Genomic DNA, 17,883 nt, shown 5'->3' with positions numbered 1-17,883 from the left:
TCAGCCCGCCAGCCACTCCGAGTACAGGCGCACGTACTCGTCGGTCTGCGACGAGAGCGTGACCTGGTCGATGGTCACGGCGTTCTCCATGTGCTCGTCGGTGCCAGGCAGGCTGGCCGCCGTCTCGGGGCTGAGCAGTTCGAGAGCGCCGTCGACGGTCGGGCCGTATCCGGTGACCTCGGCGAACTTGGCCTGCCGGGCGGGGTCCTGCATGTAGACCATCAGCTGGTTCATCGCGTCGGGGTTGGGAGCGCCGGCTGAGATGGTGAACCCGGTGAAGGGGTAGAACAGGTTCTCGTCCCACATGATCTTGATGTCGTCGTCCTCGGCCATCAGCGGCGTCACCCGGCCGTTCGGCAGCAGGATCATGTCCACCGTGCCGGCCTGCAGCGCTTGGGCGCCCGCGGCGTACGACTCGAAGAACGTGAGTTCGTCCTTGATCTCGTCCAGCTTGCTGAACGCGCGATCGAAGTCCAACGGGAAGAGGTCCTCGGGCGCAACGCCATCGGCAAGCAGAGCGGCTTCGGCGGTGCCGATGTAGTACCCCGGCCAGCCGCGCTCGGCCTTGAGCCCGTCGACATCCCAGAAGTCTTTCCACGAGGTCGGCTCGCGGTCGAGGGCGCTCGCGCGGTACGCGAGCACGAACGACTGCGTGTAGGCGCCCGCGATGTAGTCCTTGTACTCGTCCGGCACCAGCTCCGCGCGCGGCACGTCGGACGACAGCTTCTGCACGAGGCCGCGGTTGATCCAGTCCACGTTGGCGAAGCCATCCGCGTCGATCGAGTCCCACTCGCTCTCACCCGACTCCGACATCTGCACGTAGCGCGCGACATCGGCGTCGGCCGACACCACCTCGATGCCGGTGTCTGCGGTGAAGTCGTCGAAATAGGCCGCCTCGAAGCCTTCCAGCGTGATTCCGCCGTAGTTCGCCACCACGACCTGCCCGCCGCCTTCGGCGCCGCCCTCGCCACCGGAACACGCAGCGAGGCTGACAGCCATCCCCAACGTCCCGATCACGGCGATGCCGCGCGTGATTCTCCTCCTGGTACCCATTTGCTCTTCCTCTCCTACGAATGACTTGGACTATTTACGACTGGGGCCGACTACCCCGGGTTACACGTCGAGGGCACCTTTTCGGAGCACCAAGGTCTGACCGGTGACGAGCGCGAACGCATCCGTCCGGCTGAGGTCCCAACAGGTGTCTGCCACCTGCTGGGGAGTCGCAGCGTTGTCGGGAATCGCCCCGCCGACGAGCTCGATGACGGTCTCGGTGGCGATGTAGTCGGGCGCGATCGCGAACACGCGGACGTTCTTCTCGGCCAGCTCGCCGGCGATGCCCTGGGTGAGGTTGACCACGGCGGCCTTCGAAGCGCTGTACAGCACGGAGATGCCCGTCGCGGCGATTCCGTCCACCGATGCGACGTTCACGACGCATCCTCGCTTCGCATCGTCGCGCGCGGCGACGAATGCCTGCGTGGGCAGCACAGTCCCGAGCACGTTGACGTCGAAAATCCGCCGATACAGGTCGGCGGTCGCATCGGCGAGTGTCGACCGGGGGTACACGCCGGCGGCATTGACCAGGACCTCCAGCGGCCCGAGCGCGGCGGCGTGCTGGAATGCGGCGCTGACCGCTGCGGGATCGGTGATGTCGGTCGCGATCTCGGTCAGCCCGTCGAGGGGCTCGCCAACCCGGATGTCGAGCCCGACCACGCGGTTTCCGCCCGCGATGAAGCGTGCGGCGAGCGCACGGCCGAGGCCACTTCCCGATCCGGTCACGACGGCGACGGAACGCGTCTCGGTCATCGCTGCTCCTCTTCGATCCGCACTTCGAGCGCGCCGGCGACTCTGCGCGCGTCCTCGCTCATGTGGCTGGCGATCAGCTCGGCCACCGCGTCGCCGTCGCCCCGCTCGCAGGCCTCGACGACCTGCGCGAGGCGCTTCGCCGCCCGCGTCTGCTTGAAGTCGAAGCCGTACATGAACCGGGTGTAGCGCTCGGCGAGCCGCCCGTACTCCTGAACGAGGTCGACGGTGCGTCGACGGCCCGGCGCACCATACAGCGCGATGTACGCGTCCCACTCGAGCGCGATGATCGACTCGACCTCGGTCTCCTCCCACAGCTCGCCGAGGATCCGCTTCATCTCAGCAAGGCGCGCGTCATCGAGATGCTCGACGCCGTAGCGGGCGGCCATCGTCTCGATGCCGATGCGCAGGTCTTGCAGTTCGAGGTATTCGGCCAGGTCCAGCGGCGCCACCGTCGCGCCGCGCCGGGGGAGTTGCCGCACCAGGCCCTCATTGGTCAGCCGGGCAAGCGCGCCGCGCACCGGCATCGTGCTGACCCCGAACTGGGTGGCGAGCTCCGCGAGATGGAGGCGGTGGCCAGGCAGGTACTCACCACCGACGATGAAGTCTCGAAGCGTCTCGTAGACGACGTTCTCGACGCTCGGCACGGTGATCTGGTGCTGCGGCGAAGTCATGACCCGAGACTGGCACAAGCGACCCTCGCGATACAAGATCTGTGATCACAAATCTGTAAACATTGGATTTCGCTTCGTTTCCGGAGCCGCACACGACGCTTCAGGACCGCCGCAGGGCGGCCAGCACCTCGGCATCCGTCGTCTGCCGGAAGTCGCTGTAGAACTGCCCGACTGCCCAGAACTCGGGCGGCGCATGCAGGCAGACATACTCGTCGGCATCGGCGCCGGGGCTCCACCGCACGGGTGCCACGGGCGTCGCCAGGACGACGCTCGCCGCCTCGCGAGCCCTCACCGAGCGGCACGCCGCGAGCGCCGTCGAGCCGGTCGCGACGCCGTCGTCCGCCACGATCGCCGTGAGGCCGCGCAACGAGCGGCTCCAGCCGCCGAACAGCGCCTCGCGCCTCTCCAACTCGGCCCGCGCGTGCTGCTCCACCGTCTCGAGCTGCTCGGCGCGCATCCCCGCGCGGCGAAGCGAGTCGTCCTCGACGATCCGCACACCCGCGGCGATCGCGCCGACCGCCAGCTCTTCGTTCGACGTCGATCCGAGCTTTCGAACGACCACGACCTCCAGCCATAGGCCCAGCGCGCGGGCGACCTCCGCCGCGACCACGACGCCCCCTCGCGGCACGCCGCAGACAACGGCATCCGTTCCCCGCCACGGCTCGAGAGCCGCGGCGAGCGCGCGTCCGGCATGGGCGCGATCCTCGAACAGGCGATCGCTCACGAGTGCCAGGCTACGCCCGGGATACACAACGTCGACAAGACGCACCTCGGTGTCGAACTGGCCGCGTCGAACCCACCGCCCGCCCCGAAACCCGCCGCCCATGCCGAAACCCACCGTCCATGCGCGGGTCTCGACACGCACGGTGGGTCTCGGCGTCGACGACGGGTGTCGACGGAAGCAGCGCGCTTCAACAGGTCTCGGCGTCGACGACGGGTTTCACCGCGAACGGCGGGTGTCGCGCAGACCCGCGAACAACGCGCCGCTCAGCCGGGCAGTCGCGGCGATCGCGGCGGACTCTGCTCGACGGGGCGGCCGACGGATGCCACGAACAGCGGCACCGCCCGTCGGCCGAGGCCCAGCCGGTACTCGAGCTCGCCCTGCGCGAGCGCCGAGTCGAGCACCTCCGAGTGCGGCGCGAACGCGATGCCCTGCTGCGCTGCCTGCAACCACACGCGCATGAGCGCTCGCCCCGCGTCGAACACCGTCTCGGCCGGCAAGCCGAGCGGCGAGTTCAGCACGCGCGTCAGCTCGGCGCCGCTGCCCAGGCTCAGCTCGTTGGAGTCCACGACGAGCGCGAAGTGGTCGGCGTCTGCGGCATCGCCGGCCGCCTCGACCGGAACCTCCAGCAGGGTGCGGCGCACGAGGTCGCCACCGTGGCGGGCGAGGAAGGCGGCCGCGTCGCGCAGCCGACGGCGTCGGGTGAACGGCGCGCCCGCCGCGGCAGCGGCGCGGGGGAGGAGGAGCACGCGGTCGCTCAGCCCGTCCAGCTCGTAGCGAGGATGCCGCGGCGACAACCGCAGCCACGCCGCGAGCTCTTCCGCCACGCCGCGACGCGCCAGGATGTCGGCGAACCCGAGCGTCGCGAAGCGCGTGAGGTCGCGCGCCGCGATGGGCACGAGCCGCATCCCGTCGGGAACCGTCGCGGCGACGGCGGAGAGGAATCCCGGCACGCGCTGCACCGGGCCGCGATACGTCAGCCGGGCGCCGAGCGCCGACCACAGCTCGTCGTCGTCTGCCTCGTCGCCGAGTGTCAGCCGCGCGACGGGGTCGGCGCGGCGCGCCAACACCACGGCCTCCGGGTCGCGCATCGCGGGAAGCGCCTCGACCTCGAGTCGGCGGCCCGCGTGCGCGGCGGCGATCGCCGCCGCCTCCGTCCATGCCCCGAGCCCGACCAGCGTGTCGCGTCCTGTCGGGTCTCCGATCGGGAGGGTCCGGCCCGCGGCGACGCCGAGCTCGATCGCGCCGTCGACGATCCGCGGGGCCCACGGCTGCGTGTTGTGCGCTGACGGCGCGGAGCGCGCGGCGTCGACCAGGTCGCGCAGCAGTGCGTCAGTCATCCTGTTCCTCCAGTCGGCGGCGATAGAACGCCAGCCCGTGCAGTGGCCGTCCGCCCAGGCGCTCGATGGGCCGCGCCGACCCCGCGTTGTCTCGGCCGATGTACGTGGTGCGCAGCGTGCGGTAGCCCTCGCGACGCAAGTGCGCTCCGAGCTCGCGCCAGAGCAGGCTCGCGATGCCGTGGCCCTGCCGCTCCGGCGCCACGCCGTGGATGATGAGCACGGCGTCGCGCACCCCGTCGCGGCGCAGCAGCCGCACGATCTCGCGCGGGCCGACCTTGCCGCCGGACGCGCGCAGCAGGTCGAGGGGGTCGGGAACGACGAGCGCGAAGCCGACCGGCGCGCCGGTCGTCGCGTCTTCCGCGAAGAGCCAAAGCCCGGGGTCCATGAGCCCGACGAGCCCGCTCGTGGCTTCCCGCATCTGCGCGCGGGAGATCTCCGTGTAGTAGGGCAGTTGCGCGAAGGAGGCGTTCACGAGCGTGCGCAGCGCGGCGACGTCGCGGCGGAACCGCAGGCGCGACGCGCGGCGGATGCGGATGCCTGCGGCGTCGAGGTCGGCCGCCTCCGGCGGCGCGGGCTCAGGCGCGGTCTTCAGGTCGGCGATCCACGTGTCGGACTCGTTCCACGCCGTGAAGCCGGCCGCCTCGTACGCCGCCGGCACCCACGCCGGGTTCCACGCGCTGTCGAAGAAGCCGGGCTGGTCGAAGCCCGACGTGATGACGCCCCCGGTCTGGTTCGGCAACAGCGCCGCCGGGCCGAACACCTCGTCGCTGCCGTCACGGCGACCGCGCTCCGCGATCGCCTGTAGGAGGTCGACGAGGTCGGCCTCAGAGGCCGCCCACGTCGCGCCGAACAGCGTCGCCCGCGTGCCGAGCTTGGCGTCGAGCGCCGCGTCGGCGTGCACGGTCGTGCGCCCGACCACCTGCTCGCCGCGCCGCGCGAGATAGAGTTCGGGCTGGATGTCGGCGGCCGCCCTGCCCGCGAACCACGCGCGCGCCGTCTCTTCGGCCAAGGGCACGGCGAGGTGCGGCGGGTCGGCCCGACGCGACACGGCGAGAAACTCCTGGAACTGCGCCTCGGACTCGACGCGCTCGAGCTCGAGCGGCGCGGCCGCCGCGGCATCCCTCTCCTCCTCAAGCGCCTCGCCCCGCCGGCGGAACTCGTCGGGCGACGAGTAGACGCGGATGAAGCCCGCCGTCGCGTTGACGGTGTCGCGCACGATCCACCTCATCAGGTGGACGTGCTCGGGCATCCGCGCGAACCGCATCATGTCGTCGCGGGAGCGGTAGGTCGCCAGCGTGCCGAGGGTGAACGGCCACTGCCAGTAGACGCCGTGCCACACCGTGCCGGGCATGCGGTTCATCTTGCGCACCATCTGCCACCAGTGCCGGTTCGTCACCACCCACGCGACGGGGTGCCGGTAGCGCGTCGCGCCGAGGAACATCGACTCGCTGTCGAAGATCGTCCACCGTCGCGGCGGCGGCTTGCGCCGATCGCGACGCGGCTTGCGCAGCGGCTCGGCCACGCGTGGCGGCTCACGGCCGTCGCGCAGCTCGGTCGCCACGGGATGGAACCGCTCGTTGTAGGCCATCGTGTGGTCTTCCGCACGCCACACGCCGTTCGTGTAGCCGCGCTCCTCGGCGATCAGCACGCGCGCGCGGCCGCCGTGCGCTTCCGCCGCCGCGCGCGCCGCGTCCACCGCGTCGAACAGCACGAGCTCGGCGCGGATCGAGCCGTCGCGCACCCGGCGGCGCCACGTCACGCCGTCGCGCTTGCCGGCCGCCAGCCTGCCCTCGGCGAGGACGAGCGCCGCCGCCTGCCCCTGGATCGGCGCGCGCGAGAAGTCGGTCGTGAACACGTCACTCCTTCACGAGGTACACGTTCTTGATCTTCGACTCGCCGCCGGTGAACGGCCCCTCGCCGAAGCCGTGCACCTCGACGCGGATGTCGCCCGTCGTGGGGTCCTCGTCGAGCGACTGGGCGAAGTCGCGCGACACGGCCGCGAGGTGCGCGACGATGCCCGCCCGCGCGGCGCGGGCGAGCTCGTCGCGCTCGCCCTGCTCGAGAGCCGCGTCCTCGCGCAGTTGCACGTGCACGAGCGGGCGCTGCTCGTGGTCGCCGGTGTCGAGCAGTGCGAGTTTGAACGACTCGATGCGCGACGCGAACGGATTGTCGCTGTAGAGGCCGTTCTCGATGTCGATCGGGTACAGGTTCGCGCCCATGTACGAGATCGTGGAGTCTTTGCGCCCGAACAGGAACAGGAACGGCAGCCGCATCCGCTGCACGGCGAACGCGCGGTGGAAGGCGTGCTGCAGCTCGCGGTCGAACGCCAGCGCGTCGACCACCTCGGGAAGCGAGAGCAGGCGCGCCTCGTCGCCGATGTTGTAGCGCAGCTTCGGGCTCATCACCGCCGTCGAGTTGAGCGTCACGACGAGCTCGCCCACGTCGTTCACCTCGAGGTAGGTCTCCAGCGGGTTGTACTGGAACACCATCGGGATGCGCGTCTCGTCGGGCCCGAGCAGGCGCTGTCGCACGCGGTCGTCGGCGTACATCGAGCGCCGCAGCCACACCGCGGCATCCGATTCCCCGCCCATTCCGATCGTGAGGTCGCTGGCCCCGTAGCCCGAGTACACGCGGCCGAACCGCGTCTCGAGGTAGTCGCGCAGGCCCTCGGTCATCGCCTCGCCGCCGACGAACCCGTTCAGCTGGTACTTCTCCCACGAGAACCAGCTCTCCGCGTCCAGACGGTCGCGCAAGTGCTTGAGGAAGGGCGGGTAGGCGCTGACGAGGTAGACGAAACGCGGGCCGAAGTGGTGGATGGTGTCGACGATCTTGTCCAGATCGGGCCCGGTGTTCTTCACCATCGCGATCTTCGACATCGCGTGGCCGGTGTTCGTGCCGGTCGCCCACGCGCCCATCGAGAAGGCGTTGATGCAGAACAGCCGCTTCGACCCGAACAGCAGCGTCACATAGCCGGCGACATTGCTGTGGATGGTGCGCAGCTCGTCGCGTCCGCGCATCCAGTTGAACGGTGTGCCCGAGCTGCCCGACGACTCGTCGACGACGGTGCCGACGGTCTTGATCTCGCCGTGCCAGCACCGCTCGTCTTCGGAGTAGGCGGTGACGTACCCGTGCTTGTCCGTCTCGGGGAAGCTGTCGAGCCGGAACCAGCGGAACCGGAATCCGTGTGCCCGGAGATGGCGCTGGTAGGCGGGGACGTCGAGGTTGCCGAGCTGGCACATCATCCACGCGTTGAGCTTCGCGAAGCGGGCCATGCCGGGGTGGAAGTGCCGTGCCGTCCACCGCCAGACGACGGGATGCATCCGGTACAGCTCGTAGAGGTTCGTGATGGTGCGCGCGGCCAGGCGCAACGCCGTCCGCCGCAGCGCGGACCCCGGCCCGGTGATGCCCGCGGGCCCCGGCCCGACCTGCTTCGACGCCACCGCGTCCCCCTCTCCCGTGCGCCCAGCCTAGTGAAGGCCGGGCCGACCTAGGCTGGAGCGATGACCACCGTCCGCTATGTCGCTATCGGCGACTCGTTCACGGAGGGCGTCGGCGACGAGCTGCCCGACGGGCACACGCGCGGGTGGGCCGATCTCGTCGCGCAGGGCTGGGCGAACTCGGCGGGCGAGCCGATCCAGTACGCGAACCTCGCGATCCGCGGCAGGCTCGCGTGGCCGATCGTGGACGAGCAGCTCGAGCCTGCGCTCGCGTTGAAGCCGACGCACCTGTCGTTCAACGGCGGCGGCAACGACATGCTGCGCCCGCGCGCGTCGATGGCGCGCATCGCCGACGCGTTCTCGCACGTGCTGCGCCGCTGCGACGAGGAGGGCGTGCAGTTCGTGCTGCTTTCGGGCGCGAATCCGTCTGCGCAGCTGCCGCTGGGCCGCACGATCCAGCGCCGGGGCGATCAGCTGTCATCCGCCGTCGTGGGGCGCTTCGCCGATCGCCGCGATGTGCTGTGCGCGCTGAACTGGCACGACCGCGAGCTCAGCACGCCGCCTTTCTGGTCGCCGGACCGCCTGCACATGAACAGTCGAGGGCACCATCGCGTGGCCGCGCGCGTGCTCACGACGCTGGGGCAGAGCGCGCCGGGGGACTGGTGGTCGATGCCGGAGACGATGGATGCCGCGTCCGCCCGCGGCCTCGCCTACTACCGGGAGCATGTCGGCCCGTGGGTGCGGCGGCGGCTCACCGGCACGTCGTCCGGCGACGGTCGCACGGCGAAGTTCCCCGACTGGGTGACGGTGCCCACTCTCGCTCCCGGCCCCTGAGCCTGTCGAAGGGCAACGCCCCGGAGAGACTCCCGGTCGTTGAGCGAGGGCCGCAGGCCCGAGACGAAACGCGGCGACCGCTCCCGGCACGACCGCTCAGCAGCCCGGGCCACCCGGGTTCTCCACGCACGTCCGGTCGACGAGCGCCGTGTGCACCTCGACGACGCGCACGCCGTAGCCCGACCGGGTCGCCTCGACGTACCCCGAAACCGGAATCCAGCCCGTTCCGAAGTCGACGGCCGCCGAGTACGACACCGTGACCGAGACGGGATACCGCCCGCGAGCGTCGTAGACGTGGCTGGTCGCCGTCGGCGTGAACTCGGCCTGCCCGAGCGCGCTCCACGTGGTGCCGCCCGTCGTGCTCGTCCGCGACGACCCGTCGCCGTACGAGAAGCGGAACTGCGCGGGCGTGAAACGCACGACGACGTCGCGATTGAACAGCTCGCCCGCGATCTGCTGCACCGACGCTGACGCGTGGAAGTTCGTCGGCATCCCGACGACGCCGACGCCCCGGGGCTCGCCGGCGAGCGTTGGCAGGGCGGGCGCGAAGTGCGCGATGTCGGATGCCGTGAGGTCTCTGCCCAACATGACCCCGTACGCGCAGTCGGTCTCCTCGACTTTGACGCACTCCTCGCCGGCGCCCGGGTCCGTGCTGTCGCTTCCGCCGCCCCCGCCGCGGTCAGACCCCGGAGTCGACTTGGTGCCCGAAACGACGACCTCCGACCCCGGGTTCGACACATCGGCACAACCGCCGGCGACAGCAATAGAAGGTGAACAGCCGCCCAGCGACAGTACGGTTCCGAGCACGATCGTTATCAACATGCCAGTGCGTCACCTGTAGTCGATTGGACGATTAGAAGCTGACCGGACGACTGCTGAAGAACTAAATTCACGGCTTGAACATCGGCCCGATCCGACGGTGTAACGTCCTTCCCGTCGCGATCGACCACAGACGTCTTCGATACGTCCAAACATGCATGAGCCGTCACTTCCTGGCCGATATAGCTCTCGCCGACGAACCCTGCAACATGAACGTCGCCCTTCAGGGAGAGACCTTCGGCCTTTAGCTGCCTCGCAGCCGCAATCTCATCCTCCAGCGCTTGTCCCACCAGAAAGTCGTCCGGTGCAGGACGACTGTTCTCATCGTTCCGTCGAGCGTTCCCCGCATCGACGTACGCGCGATACGTCTTCTCCGCCGCGGCGAACGCCTCGGCCTCGCTCGCGAAGCCCGCCGTCGTGGACACGACCGGCTCCGGCTCGCCGTCGCATCCGCTCGCGAGCAGCGCGAGGCACGCAAGCCCGACAAGCACGAGAGGACGACGACGAATCACCTCGCCAGGCTAGCCCCGGTGGCCACGCCCGCTCAGGTTTTGTCCACAGCCTCGACCAGCGCACCAGGGCCGCGAGCGTTTCCCGGTCGGTGCCTCCGATCACCGCTCGCAACGTTCGCGCCCGCAAGGCGGCCACCGGTGGTCACTTCCCGGGGGTGTCCACCCAGTCCGACTCGACGAGCACGAGATTCTGCGGCGCGCCCTCGAACGCCGCGAGCAGATGTTTCGCGAGGTAGTCGCCGCCGGCGCGGCCGATGACGAAGGTGCTCGCGTCGACCTGCTGGGCGTGCTTCGCCAGCGCCGCAGCAGTGGCGGCGCGATCGCCGACGCTGTGCAGCAGCATCCCGCGCACCACGAGGTCGCTGCCGTCGAGGCGCAGCACTTGGCGTCGCACCTCCTCCTCCGCGTCCTCCTCCGACTCCGGCGTCACCGCGAGCTCCTGGATGATCGTCGTGATGCGCACGTGCACGATCTCCAGCGGAGCGCCCAGCCGCAACGCGATCGTCGCGGCCTCATCGACGACGGCGCCCGCCGACGACCGCGAGCCGACCGCGACCACGACCGGCTGCACCGACGACGAGCCGGTGGGGTGGACGATCTCGATCGCCGACGTCGCGACGGTCTCGGCCTCGGCTCCCGCCTCGCGCTCTGCCTGGGCCACCAGCTTGTGGCCCGTGGCGAGCACTGGGATCGCGATCACGAACGCGATCGCGCCGACCAGGAACGACATGCTCTCGTTCGTCGCCTCGGCGATCTTGCCGGCAGCGAACGGCGCGAGGCCGCCGCCGATGAAGCGCACGAACCCGTACGCGGAGGATGCCACCGAGCGCTCCACCGGCGCGACCAGCATCACCGCTTGCGTCGTCAGCGTGTTGTTGATGCCGATGAACGCTCCGCTGACGATGACGGCGGCGACCACGGTGGCGGGGGAGCCGATGCCGAACGCGATCACCGCCATCACCACGGCAAGGCCGGCGAGGTTGGCGTAGAGCACCGCGACGGTGCCGAACCGGCGCTGCAGCCAGGGCGCGAGGAACACCGCGAAGACCGCGACCAGAAGCCCCCACGCGGTGAAGACGAGTCCGAGCTGCATCGCCTCGAGGTGCATCGGGTAGGGCGCGTAGCCGAGCATCGTGAAAAAGCCCCAGTTGTACAGCAGCGCGACCGCGCCCATCGTCGCCAGCCCGCGGTGCCGCAACGCCTTGATAGGTGCGGCGAGAGAAATCCTCTCGCGCGGTTTGGGGATGCTGGGGACGAACAGCAGTGTCGCGACGAGGGCGATGGCCATCAGCACCGACACGCCGAAGAAGGGGCCCCGCCAGCTGATCGAGCCGAGGATGCCGCCCAGCAGGGGGCCGGTCGCGATGCCGATGCCGAGCGCGGCCTCGTACAGGATGATGGCCCCGCCGAAGCCGCCCTGCGCGGACGCGACAATCACGGCGAGGCTGGTCGCGATGAACAGCGCGTTGCCCAGGCCCCATCCGCCGCGGAAGCCGATGACGCCGGCGACGTCGCCCGCCGCGCCGGCGAGCGCGGCGAACACGACGATGAGCGCGAGGCCGACGATCAGCGACAGTTTGGAGCCGATGCGGCTCGACACCCATCCCACCCCGAGCATCGCCACCGCCGTGACCACCAGGTAGCTGGTGAACAGCAGCGACACGTCCGCCGGCGAGGCCTTCAAGCCCTCGGCGAGTGCCGGCAGGATGGGGTCGACCAGGCCGATCCCCATGAACGAGATGACGCAGGCGAAGGCGACAGCCCAGACGGCACTCGGCTGGGAGAGCAGGCTGGATTTCGCGCCGTGGGATGGGCTCACGTGAGGCTTCCTCGATTCGTTGGCGATGGTTTGCGGGGGAGGGATGTCAGCAGTCGCGGTGCGCGCGGAGGGCCGCCAGGCGCTCGAACGCCGGGAGCGCTCCGATCACCTGCTCGCGCTCACTCGCGCTCAGTGCGTCCAGCAGCGCGCCGACGCGACCGACGCGTGCCGTGTGCCGCGCATCGACGGTCGCGGCGCCGGCTGCCGTGGCATCCAACAGCACGACCCTCCCGTCGTCCTCCGACGCCCTGCGCACGGCGAGGCCCTCTTTCACGAGGCGGTCGGCGAGCTGGGTCATCGCCGGCTGCGACACGCCCTCGAGGCGGGCGAGGTCGGTGACCCGCTGCGGCCCGCCCTCGCTCAGGCGCAGCAGTGTCGAAGCCGCAGTCGGCGACAGGCCACCCTCCGCCGCGGCTTGCCGCAACTGCCGCACGATCGACTCGATCACCCGGGTGAGGCGCTCGGCGGCGTCGCCCTCAGACGCCTCCGCTTTTTCCATAAGTGCATTATGCACTACATAAGGAGATTATGCAATCGCGCTGTCACCGCGCGCGACGCGGCTTGGCGATCCCGATGTGCACGCGAGTGCGGCGGCGCTCGAAGGCGATGAAGAAGAAGCCCACGAGCCAGATCGGCACTTGCGTGAGGAACGCGAACCGAAAGGCGTCGAGGCTGTACGCCTCGGGCGTGCCGGCGCCCTGCAGGTCGAGGGCGGCCCCGATGAGGAAGATCGCAATGAGGCCGGCGAGGAACCCTCCGACGTTCGTGATTCCGGTGGCGGTGCTGAGCTGGTGGCGAGGATTGAACGCGCGCGCGACGTCGAACGCGACCATGGATGCCGGCCCGCCCGACGCCAGCGCCACCACGAGCACGACGAGCAGCCACAGGGGAGCGGGCCCGGGCCACGCGATCACGACGAGCCACGACACGAGCTGGAACACCACCGTCGGCAGCACGAGGGCGCCCGAGCGGTTCAGCGGCAGGCGCGCCGACAGCCCGCCCATGATCGGACTGAGCACGATCATCACCACGACGTACAGGGTGGCGATCGCCGCGGCGACGTTGGACGACAGCCCCTCGCCGGCGGTCAGGAACGGGATGCCCCACAGCATCATGAACGCGGTGCCGGCGAACGGGGTCGTGAAGTGCGACCAGAACGCGAGCCTCGTGCCCGGGTGCGCCCACGCGGCGCGAATGCCGACGCGGGTGTCGATGGCCGACGTGACCACTTTGATCACACCCGTGCTGGTGTCGACCGAGACATCCTCTGTCCGTCCGGGCGGCCGGTTGCGCACGATGAGGAAGACCAGGATGGCAAACAGCACACCCAGCCCGGCGACGCTGCCGAACGCGATCGACCACGACGTCGCGTGCAGCAGCGCGGCGAGCGGGATGACGGCGACGAGCTGCCCCGACTGGCCGACGAGGCTCGTGAGCTGGTTCATGAACGGCGCCCGCTGGGCGGGGAACCACGTGGCGATGAGGCGGATGACGCTGGGGAACACCGCGGCGTCGCCCGCGCCGAGCAGCATCCGCGCCGCGATCGCGACCCCGACGTTGGGGGAGAGGGCCATCGCGAGCTGCGCGACCGACATCAGGGCGATGCCGACCACCATGATGGGACGCGCTCCCCAGCGGTCCAGCAGCAGCCCGACGGGGATCTGCATGAACCCGTACACGGCCAGCTGCAGCACCGCGAACATCGACAGGGTGGAGGCGTCGGCGTGGAACCGGTCGGACGCCTCGACCCCGACGCCGGCCAGCGATGTGCGGTTCGCGACCGCGAGCATGTACGCCGCGACACCGACGCTCCAGATGATCCACGCGCGCCGCATGTCGGGAGCGCGCAGGGGAGTGGTCACAGTGTTTCGAGGGGGTCGGGCGGCACGTGCCGCCCTTCCAGCCTAAACGCGAAACCCGGTGTCGGTCCGGCGGCCGGCAGTATCGTGGCGGGATGGCGGAGGCACACGGCGCATGAAGGTCACCACCACGACGCTCGAGATGCTCGAAGCCCCGGCCTCGCCCGCGCGCGCATTGCCCGACGACGTGCGCCTCGACCGCACCGCCGACGTCTCGCCCGAGTTCGCCCGGTTCCTTTACGGCCTGGTCGGGGGACCGTGGCACTGGACCGACCGGCTCGGCTGGACGAGACAGCAGTGGATCGACGACCTCAGCATCCCCGGCACGGAGTTCTGGATCCTCTCCGGCGCCGGCCAGCCGCTGGGGTACGTCCATCTCTGCCCGTCGCCGTCCGATCACGGCACGAGCGTCGAGATCCGCTACTTCGGCCTCGCCCCGCAAGCGATCGGCCGTGGCCTCGGCGGCCGCCTGCTCGAGCACGGAGTGCGCGCGGCGTGGACCCTGCCCGAGCGGTTCGGCCTGGAGCCGACGACGCGCGTGTGGGTGCACACGTGCACCCTCGACGGTCCCGCCGCGCTCGCCAACTATCAGGCGCGAGGGCTCGTCGTCTGCGGCGTCGAGGAGGCCGAGCAGCACGTAGCCCGCGAGCCGCTCGGCGCGTGGGCCTCAACCGGCGGACCAGGCTGACCGTCGGCTGCGACCAGACTCGATCGCCGCAATACTCGATGCCAACGCATTGACTCGTGCGAAGAAGCGAGGTCCTGTCGTACGATGCTGACTTCGCGCGGTTCGCCGGCATCCGGCTCGCGCGCTCCCACGCAGCTGTCGAAGAAGGAGAGCCAGAACCCGTATGACGAACGACAGACGATGGATGGCGGGCGCCCTCGCGTCAACCGCACTCGTGGCCATGCTCGCCGGATGCAGCGGAGGGGGAGCGCCCGCCTCGACCGCCGACGGGGGCGCGCCGACCGAGAGCGGTGGAACAGGCAGCGAGTCGGGCGGCAGCGCCTACTCGCTGCCGGCTGTCGCCACGAGCGGCCCCTACACGATGACGGTCACCGAGGTGATCGATCCCGCCGACGCGTCAGCGGCATGGGGCGCGTATAGCGACGACGTCCGCATGGTCGCGCTGGAGGTGGAGGTCGAGGCCGAGGACGGCTCACGATCCCTCGTCAACAACCCGTCGTGCTTCACGCTGATCGACGGCAACGGCGAGAAGCCGCAGATCCAGATCGGGTTCGCCACTGCGGACGGAACGCCGCTGGGCGAAGCCGACGGTATCGAAGGCCAGTTGGTGTACAAGATGGACGACCCGCAAGTCGCGCTCGCGAGCCTGGTCTACGACTGCACAGGCAACGAGGAGCCCATCGAGCTGGCGTTGAAGCCCGCCGGCTGACGGCTCGACCCCTTCGACAAGAAGAGCGCATCTCGTCACCTGGGCCGCCCTCGGCCTTCTTAAACTGACATAATGCGCATTATCGGCAAATGCCTGGAGGTTATCTCTCCGAGCGGCGGCGTTCGTCCGAGCAAGCTGGCGAGCCTCGACTCCGGGGCTCCGCAAAAGGCGCTGTGAGCAATCTCCCAGGCCCGCCTCCCCGGAAACGTCGGAGGGCGGGCGTACGCTCCGAGTAGACGACGACCTCAGCCGAAGGAGGCGACAATGCCGGAACTCATTTCGACCGCGCTCACGCTCACTCGGCTCGCGACCGAAAACGGCGTCGCCGTCACGGTGGGCGTTCTCGCCGCGGTGCTGCTGATCGCCTCCGCCGCGACGAGCCTGGCCCTTGCCGAGGCGAGAAACGCGGCATCCCGCACGATCGCCGCCGAGCCGTCGGCGCCGAAAGCCGACGCGCCCGAGCCCCGCCGCCGCCGCCGTCTCTTCTCCCCCGCGTCGCGCTGAGCGAGTTATCCACAGCTCGGCGGCCACGCCGGGCGGATGTCGGCGACCCTCCCTACAATCGAATGTATGAACGATCCTCTCGCCGGCATCCAGCAGGGCCTCGAGGCCCTGCGCGCGGTGTGGGGCTACCAACCGGTTCACGACCGCTACGTCGAAGTCGACGAGTTGAGCGCCCCGCAAACGATCGCCGCACACGAGGGCCTTGCCGCCCTGCAGCGCCAGCTCGACGCCGTTCAGGCGCGTGTGGCGGCGAAGATCGCGCGTGAGTCGCAGCGCGATCTCGGCGCCGACAGCCTCGCCAAGCAGCAGGGCTTTCGCAGCCCCATCGCGCTCGTCGCGGCGACCACCGGCTCGTCGGGCGGCGACGCGGCACGTCTCATCAAGGTCGGCGAGGCGACCACGCCGCGCATGACCTTGACGGGCGAGCGGATGCCTGCCAAGCACCCGCACGCCGCCGCCTGCCTCGACGCGGGCTCGCTGTCCACTCGCGCGGCGTCCATGATCATCACGATGCTCGACCGAATCGCCTTCCGCTGCTCCCCCGCCGATCTCGACGCGGCGGAGCGGACACTGTGCGAACAGGCGCCGGGGCTCGCCCTCGACCAGTTGGCGAAGGTCATCGCGCGCGCGGAAGCTCATCTCGACCCCGACGGCGTCGAGCCACGCGAGCACGACCTGCGTGCCGAGACGGCGGTGCACATCTTCGAGCGCGACGGCTTGATCCACCTCAGTGGCAAGTTCGATCCCGCAATGGGCGCGCCCGTGAAGATCGCCATCGAGGGCGTCGTCACCGCGGAATTCCGCGCGGCCACCGACAGCGCCGTGCCCGGCGACGACAGTCGGTCAGTGCCGCAGCGGCAAGCCGACGCTCTCGCGCTCATCTGCTCGCGCGCGCTCGCCGACGACTCCGGCCTTCCCGCCGGCGGCGCGACAGTTGTCGTCCGCGTCTCGGCGGACGACCTCGAGGCGGGCGTCGGCTCGGCCGAGATCGACGGCATCGCGCAGCCGGTCTCCGTCGCCACAGCGCGGCGGCTGGCCGCCGACGCCGGCATCATTGCCTGTGTGCTCGGCGGCGCGAGCGAGATCCTGGACTGGGGCCGGGTGAAGCGCCTCTTCACGAAGGCGCAGAAACTCGCGCTCGTGGAACGGGACGGCGGCTGCGCAAACTGCGGACTCCCGCCCGGCATGTGCAAAGTGCACCACCTCCGATGGTGGGTGAGGGATGCCGGGCCGACCGACCTCGACAACGGGGTCCTGCTGTGCGAATCGTGCCATCACCGCATCCACGACAACGGGTGGGAGATCCGAATCGACGGCACAGGCACGCGCGCGAAAGTCTGGTTCATCCCCCCACCGCACGTCGACCCGGCACGCGTGCCCCGGCTCGGCGGGCGCGCGAGGTTCGACTACGTCGCCGCGTAGGACGCGGCACTCGGCGCGCGGCACCCAGCGGCGCCGCGCGGCTCAAGACAACGCACGGCGCGGGACGGGCGGCGCGGGACACGGCACCCATGGCACGGCACGGCGCGGTTCGACGGCCGCCCCTCCGGCGGGGCTACCCTGGTCGCATCCCCCGGTTCTCGCAGAAGGGCGCCCCCATGTCGACAGAGACCACACGCAAAGCGGCCATCAACGGCATCCGCACCGCCTTCGGGATCGGCGGCCTCATCGCCCTCATCGTGGGGATTCTGATTCTCGTCTGGCCGGGCCGGACCGCCGCCGTCGTGGCGGCCGTGATCGCGATCTACGCGGTCGCCGCCGGACTGGTGTATGCCGGTCTGGGCATATTCTCCAAGTCGATGGGCGGCTGGGCCCGCGTCGGGCACATCGTGCTCGGCGTCCTCTTCGTCGCCTCGGGCGCCATGGCGTTCGCCAACCTCGGCCAGACCACGGTCTTCCTCGCGGTGTTCCTCGGCGTCCTCGTGGGCATCATGTGGATCGTGGAGGGCGTCGTCGCCCTCACGACGGTCAGTTCGTCCGCGTCGAAGGGCTGGTCGATCTTCTTCGCGATCCTGAGCATCGCCGCGGGAGTCATGCTGCTGCTCTCGCCGCTCTACGTCGCGCTGCTGTGGCTGATGCTCGGCGCGTCGCTCGTCGTGCTCGGGGCAATGCAGCTCATCCGCGCCATCACCTGGAAGGGCGCGACCGGCTAACCCGGCGCGCCTCG

At 70.2% G+C, this 17,883-nt stretch carries 18 protein-coding genes; 6 read left to right on the top strand and 12 right to left on the bottom strand.

The window, feature by feature from the left end:
* The 7 genes from QM611_RS04520 to QM611_RS04490 all read right to left on the bottom strand — a co-directional run bounded on the left by QM611_RS04520 (nucleotide 1) and on the right by QM611_RS04490 (nucleotide 7,975).
* Complete coding sequence (locus QM611_RS04520) at nucleotides 1-999, bottom strand: extracellular solute-binding protein (protein WP_415078710.1); 999 nt, start codon at nucleotides 997-999, stop codon at nucleotides 1-3.
* A gap of 114 nt (nucleotides 1,000-1,113) precedes the next feature.
* A complete protein-coding gene (locus tag QM611_RS04515; RefSeq protein ID WP_415078709.1) occupies nucleotides 1,114-1,803 on the bottom strand; it encodes an SDR family NAD(P)-dependent oxidoreductase in 690 nt (229 codons plus the stop codon).
* On the bottom strand, nucleotides 1,800-2,474 hold the full coding sequence (locus tag QM611_RS04510) for a GntR family transcriptional regulator (RefSeq protein WP_415078708.1): 675 nt from the start codon (nucleotides 2,472-2,474) through the stop codon (nucleotides 1,800-1,802). Before QM611_RS04510 ends, QM611_RS04515 begins: the two co-directional genes overlap by 4 nt.
* Before the next feature lie 100 nt (nucleotides 2,475-2,574).
* Complete coding sequence (locus QM611_RS04505) at nucleotides 2,575-3,198, bottom strand: phosphoribosyltransferase (RefSeq protein WP_415078707.1); 624 nt, start codon at nucleotides 3,196-3,198, stop codon at nucleotides 2,575-2,577.
* Nucleotides 3,199-3,461: 263 nt separating this feature from the next.
* Nucleotides 3,462-4,535, bottom strand: a complete 1,074-nt coding sequence (locus QM611_RS04500; protein WP_415078706.1) for a hypothetical protein — start codon at nucleotides 4,533-4,535, stop codon at nucleotides 3,462-3,464.
* Entirely contained in the window at nucleotides 4,528-6,390 is a 1,863-nt protein-coding gene (locus QM611_RS04495) for a GNAT family N-acetyltransferase (RefSeq protein ID WP_415078705.1), read from the bottom strand. Before QM611_RS04495 ends, QM611_RS04500 begins: the two co-directional genes overlap by 8 nt.
* Nucleotide 6,391: 1 nt before the next feature.
* Nucleotides 6,392-7,975: a phenylacetate--CoA ligase family protein gene (locus QM611_RS04490; RefSeq protein WP_415078704.1), complete on the bottom strand. Its 1,584-nt coding sequence runs from the start codon at nucleotides 7,973-7,975 to the stop codon at nucleotides 6,392-6,394.
* 60 nt (nucleotides 7,976-8,035) lie between these two features.
* On the opposite strand from QM611_RS04490, the gene QM611_RS04485 reads away from it, so the two are divergent.
* The gene (locus QM611_RS04485) at nucleotides 8,036-8,806 is read left to right on the top strand and encodes a GDSL-type esterase/lipase family protein (protein ID WP_415078703.1); all 771 of its coding nucleotides are present in this window, start codon (nucleotides 8,036-8,038) and stop codon (nucleotides 8,804-8,806) included.
* A gap of 96 nt (nucleotides 8,807-8,902) precedes the next feature.
* Here the strand turns inward: QM611_RS04485 and QM611_RS04480 are convergent, their stop codons facing one another.
* The 5 genes from QM611_RS04480 to QM611_RS04460 all read right to left on the bottom strand — a co-directional run bounded on the left by QM611_RS04480 (nucleotide 8,903) and on the right by QM611_RS04460 (nucleotide 13,791).
* Nucleotides 8,903-9,613 (bottom strand): hypothetical protein, encoded by a 711-nt coding sequence (locus QM611_RS04480; protein ID WP_415078702.1) that lies wholly within the window; start codon nucleotides 9,611-9,613, stop codon nucleotides 8,903-8,905.
* Nucleotides 9,614-9,621: 8 nt separating this feature from the next.
* Nucleotides 9,622-10,137 carry a hypothetical protein gene (locus QM611_RS04475; protein WP_415078701.1) on the bottom strand — a complete coding sequence of 172 codons (516 nt, stop codon included), beginning with the start codon at nucleotides 10,135-10,137 and terminating at the stop codon, nucleotides 9,622-9,624.
* Between the two features lie 142 nt (nucleotides 10,138-10,279).
* Complete coding sequence (locus QM611_RS04470; RefSeq protein ID WP_415078700.1) at nucleotides 10,280-11,956, bottom strand: MFS transporter; 1,677 nt, start codon at nucleotides 11,954-11,956, stop codon at nucleotides 10,280-10,282.
* A gap of 46 nt (nucleotides 11,957-12,002) precedes the next feature.
* A complete protein-coding gene (locus QM611_RS04465) occupies nucleotides 12,003-12,455 on the bottom strand; it encodes a MarR family winged helix-turn-helix transcriptional regulator (RefSeq protein ID WP_415078699.1) in 453 nt (150 codons plus the stop codon).
* A gap of 43 nt (nucleotides 12,456-12,498) precedes the next feature.
* Entirely contained in the window at nucleotides 12,499-13,791 is a 1,293-nt protein-coding gene (locus QM611_RS04460) for an MFS transporter (RefSeq protein ID WP_415078729.1), read from the bottom strand.
* A 139-nt stretch (nucleotides 13,792-13,930) separates the two neighbouring features.
* Here QM611_RS04460 and QM611_RS04455 point away from each other — a divergent pair, with 139 nt between their 5' ends.
* The 5 genes from QM611_RS04455 to QM611_RS04435 all read left to right on the top strand — a co-directional run bounded on the left by QM611_RS04455 (nucleotide 13,931) and on the right by QM611_RS04435 (nucleotide 17,869).
* A complete protein-coding gene (locus tag QM611_RS04455; protein WP_415078698.1) occupies nucleotides 13,931-14,503 on the top strand; it encodes a GNAT family N-acetyltransferase in 573 nt (190 codons plus the stop codon).
* Nucleotides 14,504-14,666: 163 nt separating this feature from the next.
* A complete protein-coding gene (locus tag QM611_RS04450; RefSeq protein ID WP_415078697.1) occupies nucleotides 14,667-15,212 on the top strand; it encodes a hypothetical protein in 546 nt (181 codons plus the stop codon).
* Nucleotides 15,213-15,476: 264 nt separating this feature from the next.
* On the top strand, nucleotides 15,477-15,716 hold the full coding sequence (locus tag QM611_RS04445) for a hypothetical protein (protein WP_415078696.1): 240 nt from the start codon (nucleotides 15,477-15,479) through the stop codon (nucleotides 15,714-15,716).
* Nucleotides 15,717-15,782: 66 nt separating this feature from the next.
* Nucleotides 15,783-17,138 (top strand): DUF222 domain-containing protein, encoded by a 1,356-nt coding sequence (locus QM611_RS04440; protein WP_415078695.1) that lies wholly within the window; start codon nucleotides 15,783-15,785, stop codon nucleotides 17,136-17,138.
* A 176-nt stretch (nucleotides 17,139-17,314) separates the two neighbouring features.
* On the top strand, nucleotides 17,315-17,869 hold the full coding sequence (locus QM611_RS04435; RefSeq protein ID WP_415078694.1) for an HdeD family acid-resistance protein: 555 nt from the start codon (nucleotides 17,315-17,317) through the stop codon (nucleotides 17,867-17,869).
* Nucleotides 17,870-17,883: the final 14 nt, after the last annotated feature.

Source organism: Microbacterium sp., assembly GCF_047606685.1.
GTDB lineage: Bacteria > Actinomycetota > Actinomycetes > Actinomycetales > Microbacteriaceae > Microbacterium.
Note: the sequence above shows the minus strand (reverse complement) of the source record. Positions and strands in the feature narration are given on the sequence as shown.

Bases quoted from the DNA above. Each gene is read 5' to 3' on its own strand.
- QM611_RS04500 (WP_415078706.1), bottom strand. From the start codon at position 4,535: ATGACTGACGCACTGCTGCGCGACCTGGTCGACGCCGCGCGCTCCGCG.
- QM611_RS04465 (WP_415078699.1), bottom strand. From the start codon at position 12,455: ATGGAAAAAGCGGAGGCGTCTGAGGGCGACGCCGCCGAGCGCCTCACC.
- QM611_RS04520 (WP_415078710.1), bottom strand. From the start codon at position 999: ATGGCTGTCAGCCTCGCTGCGTGTTCCGGTGGCGAGGGCGGCGCCGAA.
- QM611_RS04440 (WP_415078695.1), top strand. From the start codon at position 15,783: ATGAACGATCCTCTCGCCGGCATCCAGCAGGGCCTCGAGGCCCTGCGC.
- QM611_RS04455 (WP_415078698.1), top strand. From the start codon at position 13,931: ATGAAGGTCACCACCACGACGCTCGAGATGCTCGAAGCCCCGGCCTCG.
- QM611_RS04485 (WP_415078703.1), top strand. From the start codon at position 8,036: ATGACCACCGTCCGCTATGTCGCTATCGGCGACTCGTTCACGGAGGGC.
- QM611_RS04450 (WP_415078697.1), top strand. From the start codon at position 14,667: ATGACGAACGACAGACGATGGATGGCGGGCGCCCTCGCGTCAACCGCA.
- QM611_RS04510 (WP_415078708.1), bottom strand. From the start codon at position 2,474: ATGACTTCGCCGCAGCACCAGATCACCGTGCCGAGCGTCGAGAACGTC.
- QM611_RS04445 (WP_415078696.1), top strand. From the start codon at position 15,477: ATGCCGGAACTCATTTCGACCGCGCTCACGCTCACTCGGCTCGCGACC.
- QM611_RS04435 (WP_415078694.1), top strand. From the start codon at position 17,315: ATGTCGACAGAGACCACACGCAAAGCGGCCATCAACGGCATCCGCACC.
- QM611_RS04460 (WP_415078729.1), bottom strand. From the start codon at position 13,791: ATGCGGCGCGCGTGGATCATCTGGAGCGTCGGTGTCGCGGCGTACATG.
- QM611_RS04515 (WP_415078709.1), bottom strand. From the start codon at position 1,803: ATGACCGAGACGCGTTCCGTCGCCGTCGTGACCGGATCGGGAAGTGGC.